This is a genomic window from Streptomyces lasalocidi (assembly GCF_005280215.1).
Lineage (GTDB): Bacteria > Actinomycetota > Actinomycetes > Streptomycetales > Streptomycetaceae > Streptomyces > Streptomyces longwoodensis.
This window is the reverse complement of the sequence record NZ_SZNQ01000001.1, coordinates 7,251,053-7,269,244: the sequence shown is the minus strand read 5'-3', so window position 1 is coordinate 7,269,244 and position 18,192 is coordinate 7,251,053. Positions and strand designations below refer to the sequence as shown.

The 18,192-nt window shown below is 76.2% G+C and carries 13 protein-coding genes; 3 read left to right on the top strand and 10 right to left on the bottom strand.

Annotation, left to right across the window (positions count from 1 at the left end; all coding sequences use genetic code 11):
- Positions 1 to 56: 56 nt before the first annotated feature.
- The 3 genes from E4U91_RS32865 to bdeA all read right to left on the bottom strand — a co-directional run bounded on the left by E4U91_RS32865 (position 57) and on the right by bdeA (position 5,494).
- Positions 57 to 1,331, bottom strand: a complete 1,275-nt coding sequence (locus E4U91_RS32865; RefSeq protein ID WP_137310183.1) for a PucR family transcriptional regulator — start codon at positions 1,329 to 1,331, stop codon at positions 57 to 59.
- Between the two features lie 67 nt (positions 1,332 to 1,398).
- Positions 1,399 to 4,305: a helix-turn-helix transcriptional regulator gene (locus tag E4U91_RS32860; protein WP_137310182.1), complete on the bottom strand. Its 2,907-nt coding sequence runs from the start codon at positions 4,303 to 4,305 to the stop codon at positions 1,399 to 1,401.
- A gap of 250 nt (positions 4,306 to 4,555) precedes the next feature.
- Entirely contained in the window at positions 4,556 to 5,494 is a 939-nt protein-coding gene (bdeA, locus tag E4U91_RS32855) for a bis(hydroxyethyl) terephthalate hydrolase (RefSeq protein WP_137310181.1), read from the bottom strand.
- 320 nt (positions 5,495 to 5,814) lie between these two features.
- On the opposite strand from bdeA, the gene E4U91_RS32850 reads away from it, so the two are divergent.
- Positions 5,815 to 6,720: a Gfo/Idh/MocA family protein gene (locus tag E4U91_RS32850; protein ID WP_137310180.1), complete on the top strand. Its 906-nt coding sequence runs from the start codon at positions 5,815 to 5,817 to the stop codon at positions 6,718 to 6,720.
- Positions 6,721 to 6,758: 38 nt separating this feature from the next.
- On the opposite strand, the gene E4U91_RS32845 is transcribed toward E4U91_RS32850, so the two are convergent.
- The gene (locus E4U91_RS32845; RefSeq protein WP_137310179.1) at positions 6,759 to 7,646 is read right to left on the bottom strand and encodes a GNAT family N-acetyltransferase; all 888 of its coding nucleotides are present in this window, start codon (positions 7,644 to 7,646) and stop codon (positions 6,759 to 6,761) included.
- A 270-nt stretch (positions 7,647 to 7,916) separates the two neighbouring features.
- Here E4U91_RS32845 and E4U91_RS32840 point away from each other — a divergent pair, with 270 nt between their 5' ends.
- Positions 7,917 to 9,032 (top strand): PP2C family protein-serine/threonine phosphatase, encoded by a 1,116-nt coding sequence (locus tag E4U91_RS32840; protein WP_137310178.1) that lies wholly within the window; start codon positions 7,917 to 7,919, stop codon positions 9,030 to 9,032.
- Here the strand turns inward: E4U91_RS32840 and E4U91_RS32835 are convergent.
- A complete protein-coding gene (locus E4U91_RS32835; protein WP_137310177.1) occupies positions 8,989 to 11,265 on the bottom strand; it encodes an MMPL family transporter in 2,277 nt (758 codons plus the stop codon). The two genes, E4U91_RS32840 and E4U91_RS32835, sit on opposite strands and share 44 nt — an antisense overlap.
- Positions 11,266 to 11,517: 252 nt before the next feature.
- Between E4U91_RS32835 and E4U91_RS32830 the strand changes: the two genes are divergently transcribed.
- Positions 11,518 to 11,706 carry a hypothetical protein gene (locus E4U91_RS32830; RefSeq protein ID WP_137310176.1) on the top strand — a complete coding sequence of 63 codons (189 nt, stop codon included), beginning with the start codon at positions 11,518 to 11,520 and terminating at the stop codon, positions 11,704 to 11,706.
- Between the two features lie 104 nt (positions 11,707 to 11,810).
- Here E4U91_RS32830 and E4U91_RS32825 read toward each other — a convergent pair whose 3' ends face one another.
- The 5 genes from E4U91_RS32825 to E4U91_RS32805 form a co-directional block, all read right to left on the bottom strand.
- Positions 11,811 to 12,308 carry a DUF5709 domain-containing protein gene (locus tag E4U91_RS32825; protein ID WP_137310175.1) on the bottom strand — a complete coding sequence of 166 codons (498 nt, stop codon included), beginning with the start codon at positions 12,306 to 12,308 and terminating at the stop codon, positions 11,811 to 11,813.
- Positions 12,309 to 12,417: 109 nt separating this feature from the next.
- Positions 12,418 to 13,443 carry a lysylphosphatidylglycerol synthase transmembrane domain-containing protein gene (locus E4U91_RS32820; RefSeq protein WP_241678763.1) on the bottom strand — a complete coding sequence of 342 codons (1,026 nt, stop codon included), beginning with the start codon at positions 13,441 to 13,443 and terminating at the stop codon, positions 12,418 to 12,420.
- Positions 13,440 to 14,936: a hypothetical protein gene (locus E4U91_RS32815; protein ID WP_137310174.1), complete on the bottom strand. Its 1,497-nt coding sequence runs from the start codon at positions 14,934 to 14,936 to the stop codon at positions 13,440 to 13,442. Before E4U91_RS32815 ends, E4U91_RS32820 begins: the two co-directional genes overlap by 4 nt.
- A 144-nt stretch (positions 14,937 to 15,080) precedes the next feature.
- Entirely contained in the window at positions 15,081 to 17,423 is a 2,343-nt protein-coding gene (locus E4U91_RS32810; protein ID WP_137310173.1) for a glycoside hydrolase family 65 protein, read from the bottom strand.
- Positions 17,420 to 18,160: a beta-phosphoglucomutase family hydrolase gene (locus tag E4U91_RS32805; protein ID WP_137310172.1), complete on the bottom strand. Its 741-nt coding sequence runs from the start codon at positions 18,158 to 18,160 to the stop codon at positions 17,420 to 17,422. The genes E4U91_RS32810 and E4U91_RS32805 overlap by 4 nt, the downstream gene beginning before the upstream one ends.
- Positions 18,161 to 18,192: the final 32 nt, after the last annotated feature.

Below are 18,192 nucleotides of genomic sequence, written 5' to 3'. Positions count from 1 at the left end.
GCCCCCGGCCCCGGGTGTGGCTCACCGGGTGCGGGCGCCCGTCGGCACCCGCCGGTTCACCGGGCGCGCAGGCGCCGGGCCGTCAGCGCGAGGCTGATCTCGACCATGTCGGCGGGGCGGGTCAGGGAGCGGCCCGTGAGCTGCTCGTAGCGGCGCAGGCGGTTCAGGACGGTGTTGCGGTGGCAGTAGAGCCGTTCGCCCGCGCGCTGGGCGGAGCCGTCGCACTCCAGCCACGCCTCCAGCGTCTCGAGCAGCACCTCGGCGTCCGCCGGTTCCAGGGGCGCGAGCGGTCCGAGGACCCGGTCGGCGAGGGCCTGCCCGAGTTCGGGTGCCGCCATGACGAGGGCGGCGGGCAGGTGCTCGGTGAGCCGGACCGTGCCGCCGGACGGCGGGCACATCCGCAGCGCCGTGTCCGCGAGCCGGCGCGCGTCGCCGACGGCCGCGAGGCCCGCGACGGCCGTGCCGATGCCGACCCGTGCGCCCGGCACCGGGTCGTCGGCGCCGGGCAGGCAGCGCTCCGGGTCGTCGTCGTCCCCCAGCAGCACGATGCCGTGGTCCACGTCGACCCCGGTGTGCCAGTGCACCCGGGCGTCCCGGGCGACCGCGGCCCGCGCGGCGGCGCCGTCCGCCGGACCGGCCGCGGCCACGGCGACCACGACGTACCGTCCCTGCTCGGGCAGTTCGAGCGCCTGGGCGGTCTCCGGCAGGTCGGCGATGCGGCTGCTGCCGTCGAGGAGGGCGCCGGCCAGCATCCGCAGCCGGTTCTCCCGCCGCCAGGCCAGGCGGCGCTCGGTCTGCCGGTAGGCGTCGGCCACGAGCGTGCAGTGCTCGTCGACGAAGTTCCACACGTCGGCGGCCACGTGCACGAGGAGCCGTACGTCCTCCGGGGCGGTGCGGGAGGTCTCCTCGACCAGCGCCTGCCAGACCATCGAGCCGCCGAGCCGGAAGGCGTGCAGCAGGGCGTCCAGCGGCAGGCCCTGCTCGGCCCGGGTCGCGCCGATCTTCCACGAGCAGCGGCGGGCCGCCTCGCGGCTGGCGCGCGGGTCGAGCAGCGAGGCCACGCTGTGCCGCAGCGAGCGGTGCACCTCCTGCCAGGTGGCGCCGCTGTCGTGGTCGACGGTGGCCCGGTAGGCCGGCTCCTGCTCCTGCAACGCCACCACCAGCCGGTCGGTGAGGTCGGCCAGGTCGTCCAGCAGGACCCGGGCCGCGCGGTGCAGGACGTCCAGGGCGTCCGCGTCGATCAGCGAGCGGCCCCGCCGCGGGCGCGGCCGCACGGCCGGCACGAATGGGGCGGGGCGCACGGCGGCGCGTGGCCGTACGGCGTACTGCATGGCTGTCCTCCCCGGGGATCGCCTGCGTCGTCCTGCCCCGCAGGATGACATACCGTCCGGTCGGTCCCTAGGGGTGTGCGGGGGTCTTTTCGGTCTGTTCGACCAGCCGTGCCAGTTCGACGCGGGAGCGCACGCCCAGCGCGGCGAACACCTTCCGCAGGTGGTAGTCGACGGTGCGGGTGCTCACGGTGAGGGCCTGGGCGATCTCCCGGTTGGTGGCCCCGCCGGCCACGTGGTGGACGATGCGCAATTGTTGCGGAGTGAGCGCGGACAGGTCCCCGGCGCGCGCGCCGCCCGCGGACGCCCCGTTCGCGCGCAGCTCCGCCCTGGCCTGTGCGGCCCAGGCCCGCGCGCCGCAGCGCTCGAAGCCGACGAGCGCCGCGCCCAGGCGGTCGCGCGCCTCCCGCAGCCGCCGCCGACGGCGCAGCCACTGCCCGTACAGGAACTCGGTCCGGGCCCGCTCGAAGTCGCCGCCCGCCGTCTCGTGCAGGGCGAGGGCGCTCTCGTAGAGCCCGTCGGCGCGGTCCGGCGGGGCCAGCAGGGCGCGGCAGCGCAGCAACTGGGCCGGGGCCTGGGGGTCCGCGCCGAACCGGGCCCACTCGGCGAACTCCTCCACGACCGGGCCCGCGCTGCCGCCGCGCCCGGCCCGTGCGGCCGCCTCCACGAAGCACGGCACCGCCAGCATCCACACCGCGAAGTGCCCGCGCCCGGGTCCCGGACGCACCAGCGGGCCCAGCCGGTCGGCGGCCTCGGCCGGCCGGCCCTCCCCCAGGTCGACGCGGGCCAGCGCCCACTCGGCCAGCGTGGCGGCCTGGACGAGGCCGTGCCGCAGGGAGATCTCCTGGGCGTGGCGCACGTGCCGGGCAACCGCGTCCGCGTCGCCGTCGATCGACGCGGCCAGCGCCTGCGCCGCGTGGTGGTGGGCGGCCGTGTTGCGCTGCCCGGCCCGGTGCGCGGCCCGCAGCCCCTCCTCGGCGTGCGTACGGGCCAGCCCGTGCCGTCCGGCGCGCAGTTCGGTGTACGCCAGGTACTCCAGCGCCGGGCCCAGCGCCGCCGCCTCGCCCTGCGTCCGCGCGGCGACCAGGGCCGCGGTGGCCGCCCCGCGGGCACCGACGAGGTCGCCCATGAGCAGCGCCGCGGCGGCCGCCCGCAGCAGCGTCTCGACCCGGTCGCCGGGCGCCGCACCGTCCACGACCCGCCGCAACGACCGTACGGCCGCCTCGAACCGTCTTTCGAGCAGGGCGAGCATGCCCCGCCGGTGTTCACGCAGGACGTCGTCGCCGGAGGGGAGGGAGGCGGCGGGGCCCGCGGATCCGGCGCCGGGACCGGCGGGGGCATCCGCGCCGGGGCCGGCGGGGGTCCCGCTGAGTCCGTCCCGGCCCTGCTTCCCGCGTCCCTCCGCCAGTGCTTCCAGACAGCCCGGTACGTCGCCCGCCGCCCAGGCCGCGTCGGCGGCGCCGAGGGTGGCGGCCAGGGCCGCGGCCGGGGCGTGCGCGGCCAGCAGGCTCTTGGCCAGCAGCAGGGTGGCCCGGGCCTCGTCGACCGGCCCGTCGCGCAACAGGGCCGCGCCGCGCAGGAGTTCGGCCCGCCCCCGCAGCTCCGCGCCCGGGGCGCCGGTCCGTACCGCGTCCAGCAGGCGCAGGGCCCGGTGCGGCTGCCCGGCGAGCAGCGCCTGCTGCGCGGCGGCCAGGCGGTGGCGGGCCCGGTCCCGGCCGTCGCCGGTGAGGTCGGCGGCCCGGGCGAGCGCGGCGCACCGCAGCCGGGGCGACGCCGGGACGGCCGGGTCGGCGGCGGCCGCTGCCAGCCCGGTCGCCAGGGCAGCGGCGGCGCCGTCGGCCGCCGTGGTCGCGTCGGCCGGTACCGCCCAGGCCCGGTGCAGCAGGCCGGGCAGGCCCGCTTCCTGCGCGGCCAGCGCCCGGTGCGCGGCCCGCCGTTCACGCTCCCCCGCGCGCGCGTACAGCGCCCTGCGCACCAGCGCGCTGCGGAACCGGAGCCGTCCGTCGCTCAGGGCGAGCAGCTCCGGGGGCGGGTCGAGGCGGGCGGCGGGAGCCCCGCCGGTGAGCCGGGCGAGGGCCCGCCGTACGGGTGCCACGGCCGCGGAGCCGTCCTCGGCCTCGCGTACGGCGGCCGCGGCCGTGAGCAGGACCTGGTCCTCCTCGGCGGTGAGGGCGCTCAGGCAGCCGCCGACCAGCCCGGTCAGGATCTCGTCGTCGGCCAGCGGCCGGGGCAGCGGGGCACGCCCGCGCAGCTGGGCGGGGGTGAGCGAGCGGAGCAGGGCGAGCAGCAGGGCGGGGTTGCCCTCCGCCTCGGCCACGAGGTCGTCGCGGACGCCACGGTCGACGCTCCCGCCGGACTCCTCGTCCAGCAGCGCGGCCGACGCGGCGGCCGTCAGCGGGTCGAGGCGCAGCGGCGGGATCCCGGCGAACTCCGGGTCGACCGGGCGGTGTCCGGGTGCGGTGAGCAGCAGGCTGACGGCGCCGGCGGCGCGCGGGTCCCGGCCCAGGCGGCCGAGCGCGGCCCGGGACGCGGGGTCCCACAGGTGCGCGTCGTCGACGCACACCAGCAGCGGGCCGTCGGCGCAGGCGGCGCGCAGGGCGGACCGCAGGGCCGCGTCGGCCGACGGCCCGTCGAGACCGTCCAGCCCGTCGAGCCCGTCGAGCCCGTCGAGCCCGTCGGGGGGCGGTACGGCGGGCCGATGGGCGCGCGGCTCGGCCGACAGCCGCAGCAGGGCGCGCAGTCCGGCGTGCGGCACGGTGGCGGAGTCCGGGTCGGCGCGGACGTGCACCACGGGTCCGGCCGTGAAGGCGCGGGCGGCCCGGTCCAGGAACCGGCTGCGGCCGCACCCGGGTTCACCGGTCACGAGCCGCGCCTCCCCCTCGGCCACGGGCGCCCCGGTCCGCTCCGGGACGGCGGTCGGCCGGTCGCGGCGCACGTCCGGCGGAGCTGTGTGACGCACGGTCGTCTGTCCGGTCATCCCCGTGACGTTACGAGCGCGTGACGTGGACCGGAAGCCTTCCGTCCGTGCCGGTCCCCCGCGGGTCCCGGGCCCGAGCTGGGAGTTGGCGGGCCGTCCCGTGCCGCGGACTGTGCCGTCGCCCAACGCCGGACCCCCGCCGCGGTGCGCCGGCACAGCCGCGCGGACACGGCGCGGCGGACGCGCCCGATCGCGCGTCCGCCGCTGGAGGGTGCCTGGCCGGGGGCACCTGTGCGGTGCCCCCGGGGGGTCAGGAGGTGTGCGGGCAGTTGCCCCGGTACTCGTCGATGGTCAGGCTCGGCCTGGGCAGCGGGCAGAGGAACTGCTCGTAGCGGGTGTCGTTGTCGATGAAGCGCTTCAGCCACGAAATGCTGTACTTCGCGATCGTCGTGTTCGACGAGTTGGGCGTGAAGTGCGTGGCGTTGTTCAGCTCCAGGTAGGCGCGGTCCAGCGAGGACGGCAGGGTGGAGTAGAACGGCTCGGCGTGGCTGGCCACGGGGGCGATGGTGTCGCCGTCCGCGCCGAAGATCAGGGTGGGGGTGGTGATCTCGGGCCAGGTCTTGTCGAGGTTCCACGGGGTCAGCGGGATGGCCGCCTGCAGCGAGGGACGCGACTTGGCGGCCTCGAGGCTGCCGCCGCCGCCCATCGAGTGGCCCATCACGCCGAGCCGGGAGCTGTCGATCCGGCCGCGCACGGAGCTGCGCCCGGTCAGGTAGTCCAGCGCGGCGAGGAGCTGCCGGCCGCGGGAGTCGGGCTGGTCGAGCGTGGTGAGGGTGTCGATGGTGAACACCACGAAGCCCTGCGAGGCCAGGCGCGGACCCAGCCAGGCGATGGACGACTGGGTGCCGGTGTAGCCGGGCGAGACGGCCACCGCGCCGAACGTGCCGTCGCTGGTGCTGGTCGGGTAGTAGATCGTGCCGCCGCCGAACCCGGTCACGGCGAGCGAGGACACCGAGTCCTCGGAGACGGCGTACGGGCCGCGCAGGGCCTCGATGCTGGACGTGGTCGGCGCCGGGCCGCGCTCGTACGGGTTGTCCGCCGCGTGGGCGCCGGGCCCGCCGAGGAGGGTGAGGCCGACGGTGGCGGCGATCGCCACCGCCGCGCCGGCCAGACGCCGGGCCCCGCGCCGGGTCGATCCGGGGTGGACCGGGGCGCGGTGGGGAGTGCCGGTGCGGGTGTGCTGCTGCACGGAGGGTGGTCCTCTCGGTCGAGGCGTGCCGCCGGGCCGTTCACGCCGGACGGGGTCCCGTGGGGGTGGGCTCCCGCCGTCCGGCCGGCCGGTGGAGCACCGCCGTTGGGATGGCCGTGCCACTGTGGGCCGCCGACCCGGGGGCGGGGACCGGCAATGTCACCGGTCTCGTCACCGCCCCCGTCGCCGTCGCCGTCGCCGTCGCCGTCGCCGTCGCCAGGGTGGCCGTACGTCGGCCCGGGCGGGTGTGCGACGCTCGCTCCACAGCGGCCGGTGTCCGTCGGCCGTCCTGTCGTACGGCAGCGAGGAGAGTCAACGGCATGCGCATCGGTCTGCTCGGCACCGGCCCTTGGGCGCGGATGGTCCACGCCCCGGTTCTCGCCGCCCACGGCGGCCTCGACTTCGTCGGTGTGTGGGGGCGGCGCGCCGACGCCGTGAAGGAGCTGGCCGACCGGCACGGCACGCGTCCCTACGACGACGTCGACGCGCTGTTCGCCGACGTCGACGCGGTGGCCGTCGCCCTGCCCCCGGACGTCCAGGCGCCGCTCGCGGAGCGCGCCGCGCGGGCGGGGTGCCACCTGCTGCTCGACAAGCCGCTGTCGCTGACGGTTGACCAGGGGCGTGCGGTGGTGGACGCGACGCGGGCGACGGGGGTCGCGTCGGTGGTGTTCTTCACGACCCGGTTCCAGCCGGAGACCGAGGCGTGGATCGCGCGGCAGGCGGACGAGGGCGGCTGGTTCACCGCGCGGGCCGAGTGGCTGGGCGCGGTGTTCACCGGGGACAGCCCGTTCGCCGCGTCGCCGTGGCGGCGGGAGAAGGGCGCCCTGTGGGACGTCGGCCCGCACGCGCTGTCCGTGCTGCTGCCGGTGCTGGGCGACGTGTCCCGGATCGCGGCGGCGGTGCACGGCCCGGGCGACACGGTCCACCTGGTCCTGGAGCACGAGGGCGGCACGACCAGCACGGCCACGCTGAGCCTGACCGCCCCGCCGGCCGCCGCGGGCGCCACGGTGGAGCTGCGGGGAGCGTCCGGGGTGACCCGGCTGCCGGACACCGCCGAGGGCGCGACCGAGGCCCTGACCCGGGCGGCGGACGCGCTCCTCGCCACCGCCGCGTCCGGCAGCCCCCACCCGTGCGACGCGGCCTTCGCGCTGCGCGTGACCGAGATCCTGGCCGCGTCGGAGTCGGTCCTGGACGGCCCCGCCCAGGGAGTGCTGGACACCCCCTAGGCGGCGATCGCCCACGAGGGGCCGCCCGGACCGGCCGGTCAGGCCGCGGCGAAGTGCACCCGCTCGCCGAGGACCGGGTAACCGGCCCGCGCGAAGTGGGACACCATCGGTGCGTTGCCCTGGTCCGTGGCCGCGGCGACGGACTCGGCGCCGTGGGCGGCCAGGTGGTGCGTGCACTCGGCCAGCAGGTCGAACCCGTAGCCGTGGCCGCGGTGTTCGGGCAGCACCCCGACGAAGGCGACGCACGGGCTGTCGGGGTTGTGGGCGGGGACGTGGATGCCCGCCAGGTCGCCGTCGGGCGTGCGGGCCACCTGCCACCACGCGCGCGGGGACGGGAACCAGTGGAGGAAGTCCAGCTCCTCCCGGGCGGCCCGCTCGCTCCCGCCCCCGGCGATCGCCGCACGGGCGTGGGCGTCGAGGGTGCCGGCGTGGATGCGGCGCAGGGCGTCGAGGAAGACCCCGTCGTCCGGTTCAGGGGCGAACCGCAGTCGGCCGGGCCGTTCGGGCAGGCCGCACGCCCTGGTCCAGCGGTAGCGGTAGCGCTCGACGAGGAGCGCGTACCCGGCGGCGCGGGCCGCGGCGAACCGGGCCTCGGCGGCGGCGCGCCGCACCGGGTCGTCCCGCCAGCCGGTCGGCAGGGTCAGCTCCAGGCCGACCCGCCAGGGCGCGGTGCGCAGGAGTTCGGCGCCCGCCTCCTCCTCGCCGTCGGCCACGTCGAACCAGTCGACGGTGAGCGGGCTGCGGTCGTCGGGCCCGCCCCACCAGGCGCCGCGGGCGACGACCCGGCCGGCGCGCAGGGCGACGCGCTTCCAGTCGGGCCGGTGCCGGGTGAGCCGGTGCGCCCCGCGCTGGCCGAGGGGGTCGGGCAGGGTGTCGAAAAGGGGTGCGTCGCGCTCGTCGAGGGCGCGGATGACCAGATCGGTCACGGATTCCTCCGGGAGGTGCGGGTGGTGCGCGCTCCCGGTCGGTCAGACCTGGCACGCCGGAACGGCGGGGAGGGAGCGCGACGTTGGGGTGAGGTCCATGGCGCCCGCCTCCTTCCGTTCGCTGTCCGGCGTGCACCGAGGAGGCTAGGGGGCACCTGCGGAGCACGGCCACCGGTTTTCCCGCACGGCGCTTTCGTGGCGCCCCACGCGGCCTTCTCCCCCGCCCGCCCTCCGCATGCGGCCCGGCTGCCCGTGGTGGAGCCTGGGGGCGTGGGCAGAGTGGGTGGTCCGGCGGTGCGTCCGCCGCGGGACGGGGAGCGGCGCGGCTGGCTGCAGGGAGCACCGCCGCCGCTGTGGGTGCGGGCCCTGCCGCTCGCGCTGACCGTGGGCGTGGGGGTGGCGGCACTGCTGACCACCGACGCCCAGGACCTCGGTTTCCTGCTCGGCGCCATCCCCCCGCTGGCCGTGCTGTCCTACGGGCCGCTGGCGACCGCCGGACTCGGCGCGGCCGTGCTGGTGATCCTGACGTCGTCGGTCTTCCACCTGAACCGGCCCGGTCAGGCCGATCTGCTCACCGTGCTGTTCGTGGCGCTGCTGAGCGTCTTCGTGTCGTACGTGCGCAGCCGGCGGGACGTCCAGCTGGACACCGAGCGCACCATCGCGGAGGCCGCGCAGCGGGCGGTGGCGCCGCCGGTGCCCGAGCGGGTCGGTCCCGTGCGGTGCGCGGGCCTGTACCGGGCGGCGGAGCGCGGGACGCTGGTGGGCGGCGACTTCTTCGACGTGCGGCAGAGCCCGTACGGGGTGCGTGCGGTGCTGGGCGACGTGCAGGGGCACGGGCTGGCCGCGGTGGCGACGGTGGCCGGGCTGCTGGGGGCGTTCCGGGAGGCGGTGCTCGACCTGCCGGACCTGGCGGCGGTGGCGGCGCGCCTGGACCGGCGGCTGGTGGTGGACTCGGCGCGCAGCGCGTACGCGGAGCTGTTCGCGACGGCCGTGCTGCTGGAGTTCGCGCCGGACGCGGCCCGGGTGCGGGGGGTGGCGTGCGGGCACCCGCCGCCGGTGCTGCTGCGGGACGGCACCGCCACGCAGATCGAGGCGGTGCCCTGCCTGCCCCTGGGCGTGGGACTGTCCGAGGTGGTCGGGTCCGGCGTGTTCACGCTGGACCTGCGGCCCGGTGACCGGCTGGTGGTGGCGTCGGACGGGGTGTGGGAGGCACGCGACGCGACGGACGTGTTCTACCCGCTGACGGAGCGGCTGCCCGCCCTCGCGGACCCCGACCCGGCGGCGACGGCGGACCGGGTGTGGGCGGACGTCCTGCGGTACGCCACGGAGGTCCGCGACGACGTCACGATGCTCGTGCTCGATCCGTTCCCGCCGCAGCCCCGCTGACCCCGTCCCCGGCCGATTCGCCCTCCCCCTCGGCGTCGATGTGCGGCAGCAGCCGGTCCAGCCACCGGGGTGTCCACCAGGCGTGCGGGCCGAGCAGGGTCATGACGGCGGGCACCATCAGCAGCCGCACGACGGTGGCGTCGATGAGGACGCTGACCGCGAGGCCGAGGCCCAGCATCTTCACGACGATGTTGTCGCTGACGATGAACGCCGCGAACACGCTCACCATGATCAGGGCGGCGCAGGTGATGACCCGCGCGGTGATCTCCAGGGCATGCGCCACGGACGCCTTGGCGTCGCCGGTGCGCAGCCACGCCTCGTGGACGCGGGAGAGCAGGAAGATCTCGTAGTCCATGCTCAGGCCGAAGATGATCGCGAACATCATCATCGGCACGTAGCTCTCGATGGGCACCTTGCCCGAGACGCCGAGCGCGGGCCCGCCCCAGCCCCACTGGAAGACGGCCACCACCACGCCGTAGGAGGCCGTGATGGACAGGACGTTGAGGACGGCGGCCTTCACCGCCACGAGCAGGCCGCGGAACACGGCGAGGATGATCAGGAAGGCGAGGGCCACGACCACGCCGATGATCAGGGGCAGCCGGCTCGCCACGATGTCGCGGAAGTCGACCTGGGCGGCGGTGGTGCCGGTGACGTAGCCGTGGGCGGCGGTGCCGGAGACCGCGTCGGGCAGGGTGTGGTCGACGAGCCGGTTGGTGAGGTCGGTGGTGGCGGCGTCCTGCGGGGACTGCTTGGAGTAGACCGTGCCGATCAGCACGTCCCCGTCCTTGGTGGGGGTGAGCTGGGTGACGGTGGCCGCCCCGGGGACGGCGCTCAGCGTCTTCTGGGCCTGGGAGGCGAGGGCCGAGCGCTGGTCGGACGGCACCTTCGTCTGGTCGACGACCACGGTGAGCGGGCCGTTGGAGCCCGGTCCGAAGGCGTCGGTCATCAGGTCGTAGGCCCGCCGGTCGGTGAAGGACGTCGGGTCGGCGCCGTCGCCGATGTGGCCGAGCTGGATCGAGAACACCGGGATCGCCAGCACCGCGATGGTGGCGACGCCGGCGGCGAGGAAGCTCCAGGGCCGGCGTTCGACGCGCTGGGCGTAGCGGTGCCAGGTGCCGTGGGGCGTGCTGCCCGGCGCGGCGTCGGTCTCGGCGACCGGGCGGCGCACCTTGTAGCGGTCGATGTGCCGCCCGATCAGGCCGAGCAGGGCCGGGACGAGCGTGAGGGCGCCGACGACCGCGGAGACCACCGTGACGGCGGCGGCCAGGCCCAGTTTCCCGATGAAGCTCACCCCGGAGGCGTACAGACCGGCCAGGGCGATGATCACCGTGGTGCCGGAGACCAGGACGGCGCGTCCGCTGGTCGCGGTGGCGTGCCCGGCGGAGCGCACCGGATCGGCGCCGTCGATGAGGCCCTGGCGGTGCCGGGTGATCAGGAACAGGGCGTAGTCGATGCCGACACCGAGGCCGATCATGGTGGCGAGGGTCGGGGAGACGGTCGCGAAGGTGGAGGCGGCGGCGAGCAGGCCGAGGCAGGCCAGTCCGCCGACGACGCTGATCAGCGCGGTCAGCAGGGGCAGTCCGGCGGCGATGACACTGCCGAAGCCGACCAGCAGCACGACGATCGCGACCGCGAAGCCGATCAGTTCGCTGACCCGGTCGTCGGCGGCGGGCCGGGCCAGTTCGCCGAGCGGTCCGCCGTACTCGACCTGGGTGCCGGCCGCGCGCAGCGGCTGCACGGCCTGGTCGACGCCGTGGAGGTAGCCGTCGCCCAGCGTGGACGGCTGGACGTCGAAGCGGACGGTCAGGTAGCCGGTGCGCCCGTCGCCGGAGAGCGGGCCGACCGGGGACGCGGGGGTGGACAGCGGGTTCTGCACGGCGAGCACGTGCGGCAGCTTCTGCAGGTCGCCGACCGTGGTGGACATCTGGGAGCCCAGTGCGGTCAGCGACTGCTTGTCGTCGCGCAGGACGATCTGGCTGCTGTAGCCGCCGGCCTGCGGGTCGTGCTGCTTGAGGACGTCCAGGCCCTGCTGCGACTGCACGCCCGACAAGGCGAAGTTGTCCGAGTAGGTGCCGCCCCAGGTGCGGCTGAGCACCTGGAGCGCGACCAGGGCGACCAGCCAGGCGATGATCACGACGAGGAAGTGCCGGGCGCACCATTCGCCCAGCCTGCGCAGTCCGCCCCTGGGCGCCTTTCCCCGCCCGTCCGTCGGGGCGCCGGTGGTGGCGTTCATGGGCCCACCGCCCTCTCCGCCGGAGCGGGATCTCCGACCCTTCCATTGCACGCCAGGCGGTGCGGCCCGGCATCTCGGGTCGTCGGGAGGCCGTCCCGCGGGGGGCGGGGCTACCGTGGTGGTGGGGAGGCAGCGGCTCCGGGCGGCTCCGGCCGTTTCCCGGATGCCCGGTGCGCTCCCGCGGTGAACGGCGATGGCGAGCCCGGTGACGGCACCGGGCGCGAGCGCCATCCGGACCCGAGGAGCCCAGATATGTCGACGTCACAGCCCTCCCAGGACCGCGCCACCCCGGACAACCTGCTGCACACGTGCAATGGCACCGATGTGTCGCCGGAGGACGTGGTCATAGCCTCGGGCAGGGACCTCACGCCGCACAACCTCGAATGGGCCCGGCGCAAGCTGGCCGAGGACCCGAACGCGGTCGAGAAGCTGCTGCCGTAGGCCTCGCGGGACACGGCCGATCGACGCGCCGAGGGGCCGGGCGGGAAACCGCCCGGCCCCTGGGGCACCCCTGCGGAGGGACGAGACACCCCCTAGGGCATGTCCTAGTACCTCCCCGACTCGCGCTCCTCCGGCAGGTCCGCGTCGTCGACGATGTGGACCGCCGCCTCCTCGGCCCCCGCGGCGCCCGCGTCGATGCCGACGTCCTGGGCGACCTCTTCCTTGGTCTCGTCGGTGTGGGCGCCCTCGTCGGGGGCCACGAGCCGGCCGGCCCGCCGCGTGCCCGCCTCGGGGTCGACGGGTTCGCCCTCGCCGCCGGGCAGGTCGCCCACGTCGTCACCGAGGGGCTCGGTGGCGTCCGGGACCTCCTGGGCGAGGCGCTGGTCGAGGGACTCGCCCTCGTGCTGCTCGGCCGCGGTGGTGCCGTACTTGGTCACGCCCAGCGGCTTCTCCGGCGGCGAGTAGCCCTCGTCGAGGGCGTCGTCGTAGGTGCGCTCGTCGACCGCGTCCTGCAGGTCCAGCGGGGACGCGTCCTCCTGCTCCTCGTTGGTTCCGGTGGGCTGGTAGGCGTCGTCGCCCATCGTCCCGGGCTCGGTGCCCATGGGTGCCTCCTTCGCTGGCCGGGGGCCTGATCGTCCTGGTCCGCGTTTCCCGTCAGCGGCCGCCCAATCACGGCACTTGCCGGGAGCGCGCGCGTGAGGGGCTCGCGGCTCACAGCGCCCGGCGCCGGATCAGCGCGCCCAGCACCAGCAGGCCGGGCAGCAGCGGCAGCCACGCGGTGAGCAGCCGGTAGCCGAGGACGGCGGACGCGGCGGCCGCGCCGGGGCTGCCCGCCGCGGTGAGGGCGAAGGCCAGCACCGCGTCGAGGGAGCCGAGGCCGCCGGGGGTGGGCAGCAGGGCGGCGGCGCTGCTGGCGGCGAGGTAGAGCAGGGCCACCCGGGTCGGCGCGAGCGGCAGCCCGACGGCGTGGCCGACGGCGACCAGCACGAGCGCGTGCAGCACCGCGAAGGCCAGCGAGCCGCCCCACAGGGCCGCCGCCCGGCTCGGCCGGGCGTGCACGGCACGGATGTCGCCGAGGACCGCAGCCGCCACCCGCCGGCAGCGCGGGCGCAGCGGGCCCCACAGCAGCGCGGTGAGTACCAGCGCCGCCCCGCCGGCCACGGCGAGGGTCGTGCCGGAGACCTCCGGCGGGCGCAGGACCCCGGGGCAGCCGAGGGCCAGGACGGCGACGAGGGCGCCGCGGGCCAGGGCCGCGGCGGTGCCCTTCACGGCGAGCGCGGTGGCCGAGCGCCCGGCGGGCACGCCGCAGCGCAGCAGGAAGCGCAGGTTGACCGCGCCCGCGCCGAGCCCGGCGGGCAGCAGGTGGTTGGCGGCGGAGGCGGCGAACTGGGCGGCGAGGAGCCGGGCGCGGGGCAGCGGCCGGGTCACCGCGCCCTGCTGGGCGAGGGCGGCGCACAGCCAGGTGGCCGGGGTGAGCGCGGCGCCCAGCAGCAGCCAGCCGTGGTCGGCGTCGGCGAGCCGTCCGGCGCCGCTCTCCAGGACGGGCCAGTGCCGCCGGGCGACGTAGGCGACGGCGGCCAGGACGGCGAGCGCGAGCGCGAGGTGCCAGCGGAGGCGGCGTAAGGCGGGGACGGGGGCGGGGGCGGGCTGTTCGGCGACGGGGGTGGGCGGCGCGCCCAGTTCCCTGGTCGTCGGCGCCGCCGGGGGCAACGGCGTCATCGGCGTCACGGGCGTCACCGGGATGCGTCCTGACGGGCCGTCGGCGCGACCTGGACGCTGACCTTGCCGATCCGGTGGTCGTCCCACGCGTACGCGTAGGCGGGCGTGGGGTGGCCCGGCCCGGTGAGGTGGGCGACGGGGATGCGCTCGGCGGTGGCGCGGATGCCCGCCTCGGTGGTGCTGGTGTCCGGGCCCCGCGTCGCGGCGGACGCGCAGCCGGCGTAGTAGGCGACGGGGATCGCCTGGTCCCCGGTGAGCAGGCAGGGCGGGCGGACGCCCAGGCGGTGCAGCCCGGTGGCGGTGCGGGCCCAGGCGACGCGGTCGGCGGTGCTCCGCTCCACGGTGCGGTGCAGGACGGCGTACTGCACGCCCAGGTGCCCGGCCAGCGCGCAGGCCACCAGCACGACGGCCACCGGGCGCCACCGGCCGTGCGGCCCGCGGACCAGGTGCAGCGCCGCGTCGGCGACGGGCAGGGCCAGCAGCGCGTAGGCGGGGAGCAGGAAGCGGGGCGCGGCGTACCCGATGAGGAACAGGTACGGGAAGGCCGCCGTGACCGCGCAGGCCAGGGGCACCAGGGTGCGCGCGGTGCGTCCGGCGCGGACCGCGACGACGAGGCCCAGCACGGCGAGCAGCGGCAGGGCGAACCACCACAGCGTCACCACCGGGTGGGGCATCGGCGCGGTGCACGGACGGCACAGGGTGCGTCCGACGAGGCTGCGCATCTGGTCGCCGACGGCGACGTGCCAGCCCAGGCCGCCCTGGACGCGGGAGCCCTCCGAGAGGCGCTCGGCGAGGCCGCCGTAGCGGACGTACGCCTCGACGACCCACTCGGCCGCGCCCGCCGCGAGGCCCGCCACCAGCGCGGCCAGGAGCCGCGGGCGGCGGGTCACGGCGGCGAGGACGAGCAGGGGCGCCGCCACCCACACCGCGTCGGTGGGCCGCATCCACGCCATGAGCGCGGCGCCCGCCACCACGCCCCACGGGGCGGCCCGGTCGGAGCGGTCGGCGCTCCCCCGCAGGAAGCAGCCGACGCAGATCAGCGCGCCGAGCGCGACCCACAGGTTCGGCATGACCTGCGGGCCGTAGAAGAGCGTCACCCACAGGGTGGCGAACAGCGCCCCGGCGCCGGCCAGGACGCTGGCCGGGAAGAGGCCGCGCCACTGGCGCAGCGCCAGGTAGAGGACCAGCCCGGACAGCAGGGCGAGGTAGATCCGCAGCAGGGCGGTGGACGTCGACCAGGACGCCACCGGGGCGGCCAGCAGGGACACGCCGCGGGCGCGCGGGGCGCTGAAGGAGGACGCCGGGGCCTGGGCGCCGACCTGGCTGACGTATACGGTCTCGTCCCAGCCGAGGCCCAGTCCCGGTCCCACCAGCAGCAGTTGGGCGAGGGTGAAGGCGCCGGCGACGGCCGCGAGCAGCGCGTCGTCGCGGGCCTGCCAGGTCGTGCCGGCGAGCGTCCGCGGCTCGCGCCGCCGCACTCCGGTGAACAGGGCATCCACGCCGTAGACCATCGTCCGACCTTCGCCTCCGCCCGTCGCGGGGTCACAGGACCCCGCGGCCCGGAAGGATGAGCGGGCGCCGGGACAACACGGTCAAACTAACCCAGACCCCGACCGGCCGCCGTGCTGGACGGGGCCGGTCGGGGGGGCGGGCGGTCAGCGCACGTGCGGGGCGCGGTGCGGCGGCTGCTCGGGCGTCGGCCGGGCGGGGAGCGACGGCACGTCCCGCACCACGGGACCGTCGCCGTCGACGGTGAGCGGTGCGCCGTGGTGGTGGATCGTCAGGGGTGGCCCGGACAGCAGGCGGTAGGCCGCCTTGCCCGGGGTGATCTCCACGTGCAGGCGGCGGTCGCGGAACTGCAGGCTGAAGGCCAGCCGGCTGAACTTCTCCGGCAGGCACGGCTTGAAGCACAGCGTCCCGCGCTCGTCGCGCAGCCCGCCGAACCCGGCGACCAGGGCCATCCAGGTGCCGGCCAGCGACGCGATGTGCAGTCCGTCGCGGGTGTTCTGCTCCAGGTCGTGCAGGTCCATCAGCGCGGCCTCGGCCGTGTACTCGTAGGCCAGGCGCAGGTGTCCCGCCTGGGCGGCGATGACCGCCTGCACGCACGCCGACAGCGAGGAGTCCCGCACGGTCAGCGGCTCGTAGTAGGCGAAGTTGCGGGCGACCTGCTCGTCGTCGAAGTGCTCGGGGCAGGTGTACATCGCCAGCACCAGGTCGGCCTGCTTCACCACCTGCTTGCGGTACAGGTCGAAGTAGGGGAAGTGCAGCAGCAGCGGGTACTGGTCGGGCCGGGTGCCGGCGAAGTCCCAGCGCTGGTGGCGGGTGAACCCCGCGTGCTGCTCGTGCACCCGCAGCTCGTCGTTGTACGGCACGTTGACGGCCTCGGCGGCGTCGCGCCAGGCGGCGCTCTCCTCGTCGTCGACGCCGAGCCGGGCGGCCTCCTTGGGGTGGCGTTCCACGGCTTCGGCGGCGGCGAGCAGGTTCGCCCGGGCCATCAGGTTGGTGTACGTGTTGTCGTCGGCGATGGCGCTGTACTCGTCGGGGCCGGTGACCCCGTCGATGTGGAAGGCGCCGTGCGGGTCGTGGTGGCCGAGCGAACGCCACAGGCGGGCGGTCTCCACCAGGAGTTCCACGCCCGTGTCGCGTTCGAAGTCGGTGTCGCCGGTGGCCACCACGTAGCGCTTGACGGCATCCGCTATGTCGGCGTTCACGTGGAAGGCGGCGGTGCCCGCGGGCCAGTACGCGGAGCCCTCCGAGCCCTCGATGGTGCGCCAGGGGAACGCCGCGCCGCGCAGGCCGAGCTGGGCGGCGCGTTCGCGGGCGGCGGGCAGGGTGTTCTGCCGCCAGCGCAGCGCCTCGGCGACCGCCTCGGGCGAGGTGTACGTCAGCAGCGGCAGGACGAAGGTCTCGGTGTCCCAGAAGGCGTGCCCGTCGTAGCCGGAACCGGTCAGTCCCTTGGCGGGGATGGCGCGCTGCTCGGCGCGGGCGCCGGCCTGCAGGACGTGGAAGAGCGCGAAGCGCACCGCCTGCTGGATCTCCTCGTCGCCCTCGACCTCGACGTCGGCGCGGGCCCAGAAGTCGTCGAGGTAGTCGCGCTGCTCGTCGAGCAGTCCCTGCCAGCCGCTGTGCCCGGCCGCCGCGAGCGCCGCCTCGACCTGGTCGCTCATCGCGGGCCGGGAGCGGGCCGCCGACCAGCCGTGGGCGACCAGCTTCTCCACGCGCAGCGTCTCGCCGGGCTCCAGCACGGAGGTGACGGTCAGGCGGGCGACGTCGACGTTGCTCTCGCTGGCGGTGGTGGTCCGCTCGGGCCCGCTGACGACGTGGTCGGCGGCGACCGCGACGCGCAGTCCGCTGCGCCGGGTGCGGTGGACCAGGCGCAGCCGCCGGCCGGCGGTGAAGTCCTCCTCGGGCTCCAGCGGCGACTTCAGGGCGCGCGCGGCGCGCGGGTCGCCGTTGGGCTCCGGGAGGCTCTCGTTGGCGACCAGCTCGGACTGGATCACCACCCGGCTGCGGCTGCCGACGGCCTCCACCTCGTAGGCGATGGCGGCCACGGCCCGCTGGGTGAGCGACACCAGCCGGGTGGAGCGCACCCGGACCGTGGTGCCGGCCGGCGAGGTCCACTCGCAGGTCCGCTCCAGCACGCCCCGGCGCAGGTCGAGCACGCGCTCGTGGGAGACCAGGCGCCCGTAGCGCAGGTCGAACGGCTCGTCGTCGACGAGGAGCCGCAGCACCTTGCCGTTGGTGACGTTGATGACGGTCTGGCCGGACTCCGGGTAGCCGTAGCCGGCCTCCGCGTACGGCAGCGGGTGGACCTCGTGCACGCCGTTGAGGTAGGTGCCGGGCAGGCCGTGCGGCTCGCCCTCATCGAGGTTGCCGCGCCAGCCGACGTGCCCGTTGGACAGGGCGAACACCGACTCGCTCTGGGCGAGGACGTCCAGGTTCAGCTCGGTCTCGCGCACGCACCACGGCTCGACCGCGTACGCCCCTTCGGTGATCACGCCTGTCCCCCCAGTTCGTCCAGGTCCTTGACGACGACGTCCGCGCCGTGCGCGTACAGGGCGTCGGTCTGGCCCACGCGGTCGAGGCCGACGACGTACCCGAAGTGTCCCGAGCGGCCCGCGTCCATGCCGGCCAGGGCGTCCTCGAAGACGGCCGCGCGGGACGGCTCCACGCCGAGGTCGCGGGCGGCGGCGAGGAAGGTGTCCGGGCGCGGCTTGCCCGGCAGCCCCCGTTCGGCGGCCACCACGCCGTCGATGCGCACGTCGAACAGGTCCTCGGCGTGGATCGAGCGCAGGACGTCACGGGTGTTGGCACTGGAGGAGACGATCGCCGTGCGAAGGCCCGCTGCGCGGACCGCGTCGAGGTAGCGCAGGGTGCCCTCGTACGCCTCGACGCCGTCGGTGCGGATCCTCTCCAGGAGCAGTTCGTTCTTGCGGTTGCCGAGGCCGTGGACGGTCTCGGCGTCGGGCGGGTCGTCGGGGGTGCCCTCGGCCAGCTCGATGCCCCGCGAGGCGAGGAAGCTGCGCACGCCGTCGGCGCGTGGCCGTCCGTCCACGTACTGGCCGTAGTCGTCGTCGCTGAAGGGCCGGAAGGAGTCGCCGTCGCGGGCGCGCAGGAACGCGTCGAACATCTCCTTCCAGGCGGCCGCGTGGACCACGGCCGTGCGCGTGACGACCCCGTCGAGGTCGAAGAGGCAGGCCTGGATCGTGTCCGGTAGACCGAGCTGCGTCGTCATACAGGACACCGTTCCCCGCTCCGGGCCCGCGC

What these genes read in the sequence shown, in the direction of transcription:
- E4U91_RS32865 (WP_137310183.1), bottom strand. Translation starts at nt 1,331, where the DNA reads ATGCAGTACGCCGTACGGCCACGCGCCGCCGTGCGCCCCGCCCCATTC.
- E4U91_RS32860 (WP_137310182.1), bottom strand. Translation starts at nt 4,305, where the DNA reads ATGACCGGACAGACGACCGTGCGTCACACAGCTCCGCCGGACGTGCGC.
- E4U91_RS32850 (WP_137310180.1), top strand. Translation starts at nt 5,815, where the DNA reads ATGCGCATCGGTCTGCTCGGCACCGGCCCTTGGGCGCGGATGGTCCAC.
- E4U91_RS32835 (WP_137310177.1), bottom strand. Translation starts at nt 11,265, where the DNA reads ATGAACGCCACCACCGGCGCCCCGACGGACGGGCGGGGAAAGGCGCCC.
- E4U91_RS32830 (WP_137310176.1), top strand. Translation starts at nt 11,518, where the DNA reads ATGTCGACGTCACAGCCCTCCCAGGACCGCGCCACCCCGGACAACCTG.
- E4U91_RS32825 (WP_137310175.1), bottom strand. Translation starts at nt 12,308, where the DNA reads ATGGGCACCGAGCCCGGGACGATGGGCGACGACGCCTACCAGCCCACC.
- E4U91_RS32815 (WP_137310174.1), bottom strand. Translation starts at nt 14,936, where the DNA reads ATGGTCTACGGCGTGGATGCCCTGTTCACCGGAGTGCGGCGGCGCGAG.
- E4U91_RS32805 (WP_137310172.1), bottom strand. Translation starts at nt 18,160, where the DNA reads ATGACGACGCAGCTCGGTCTACCGGACACGATCCAGGCCTGCCTCTTC.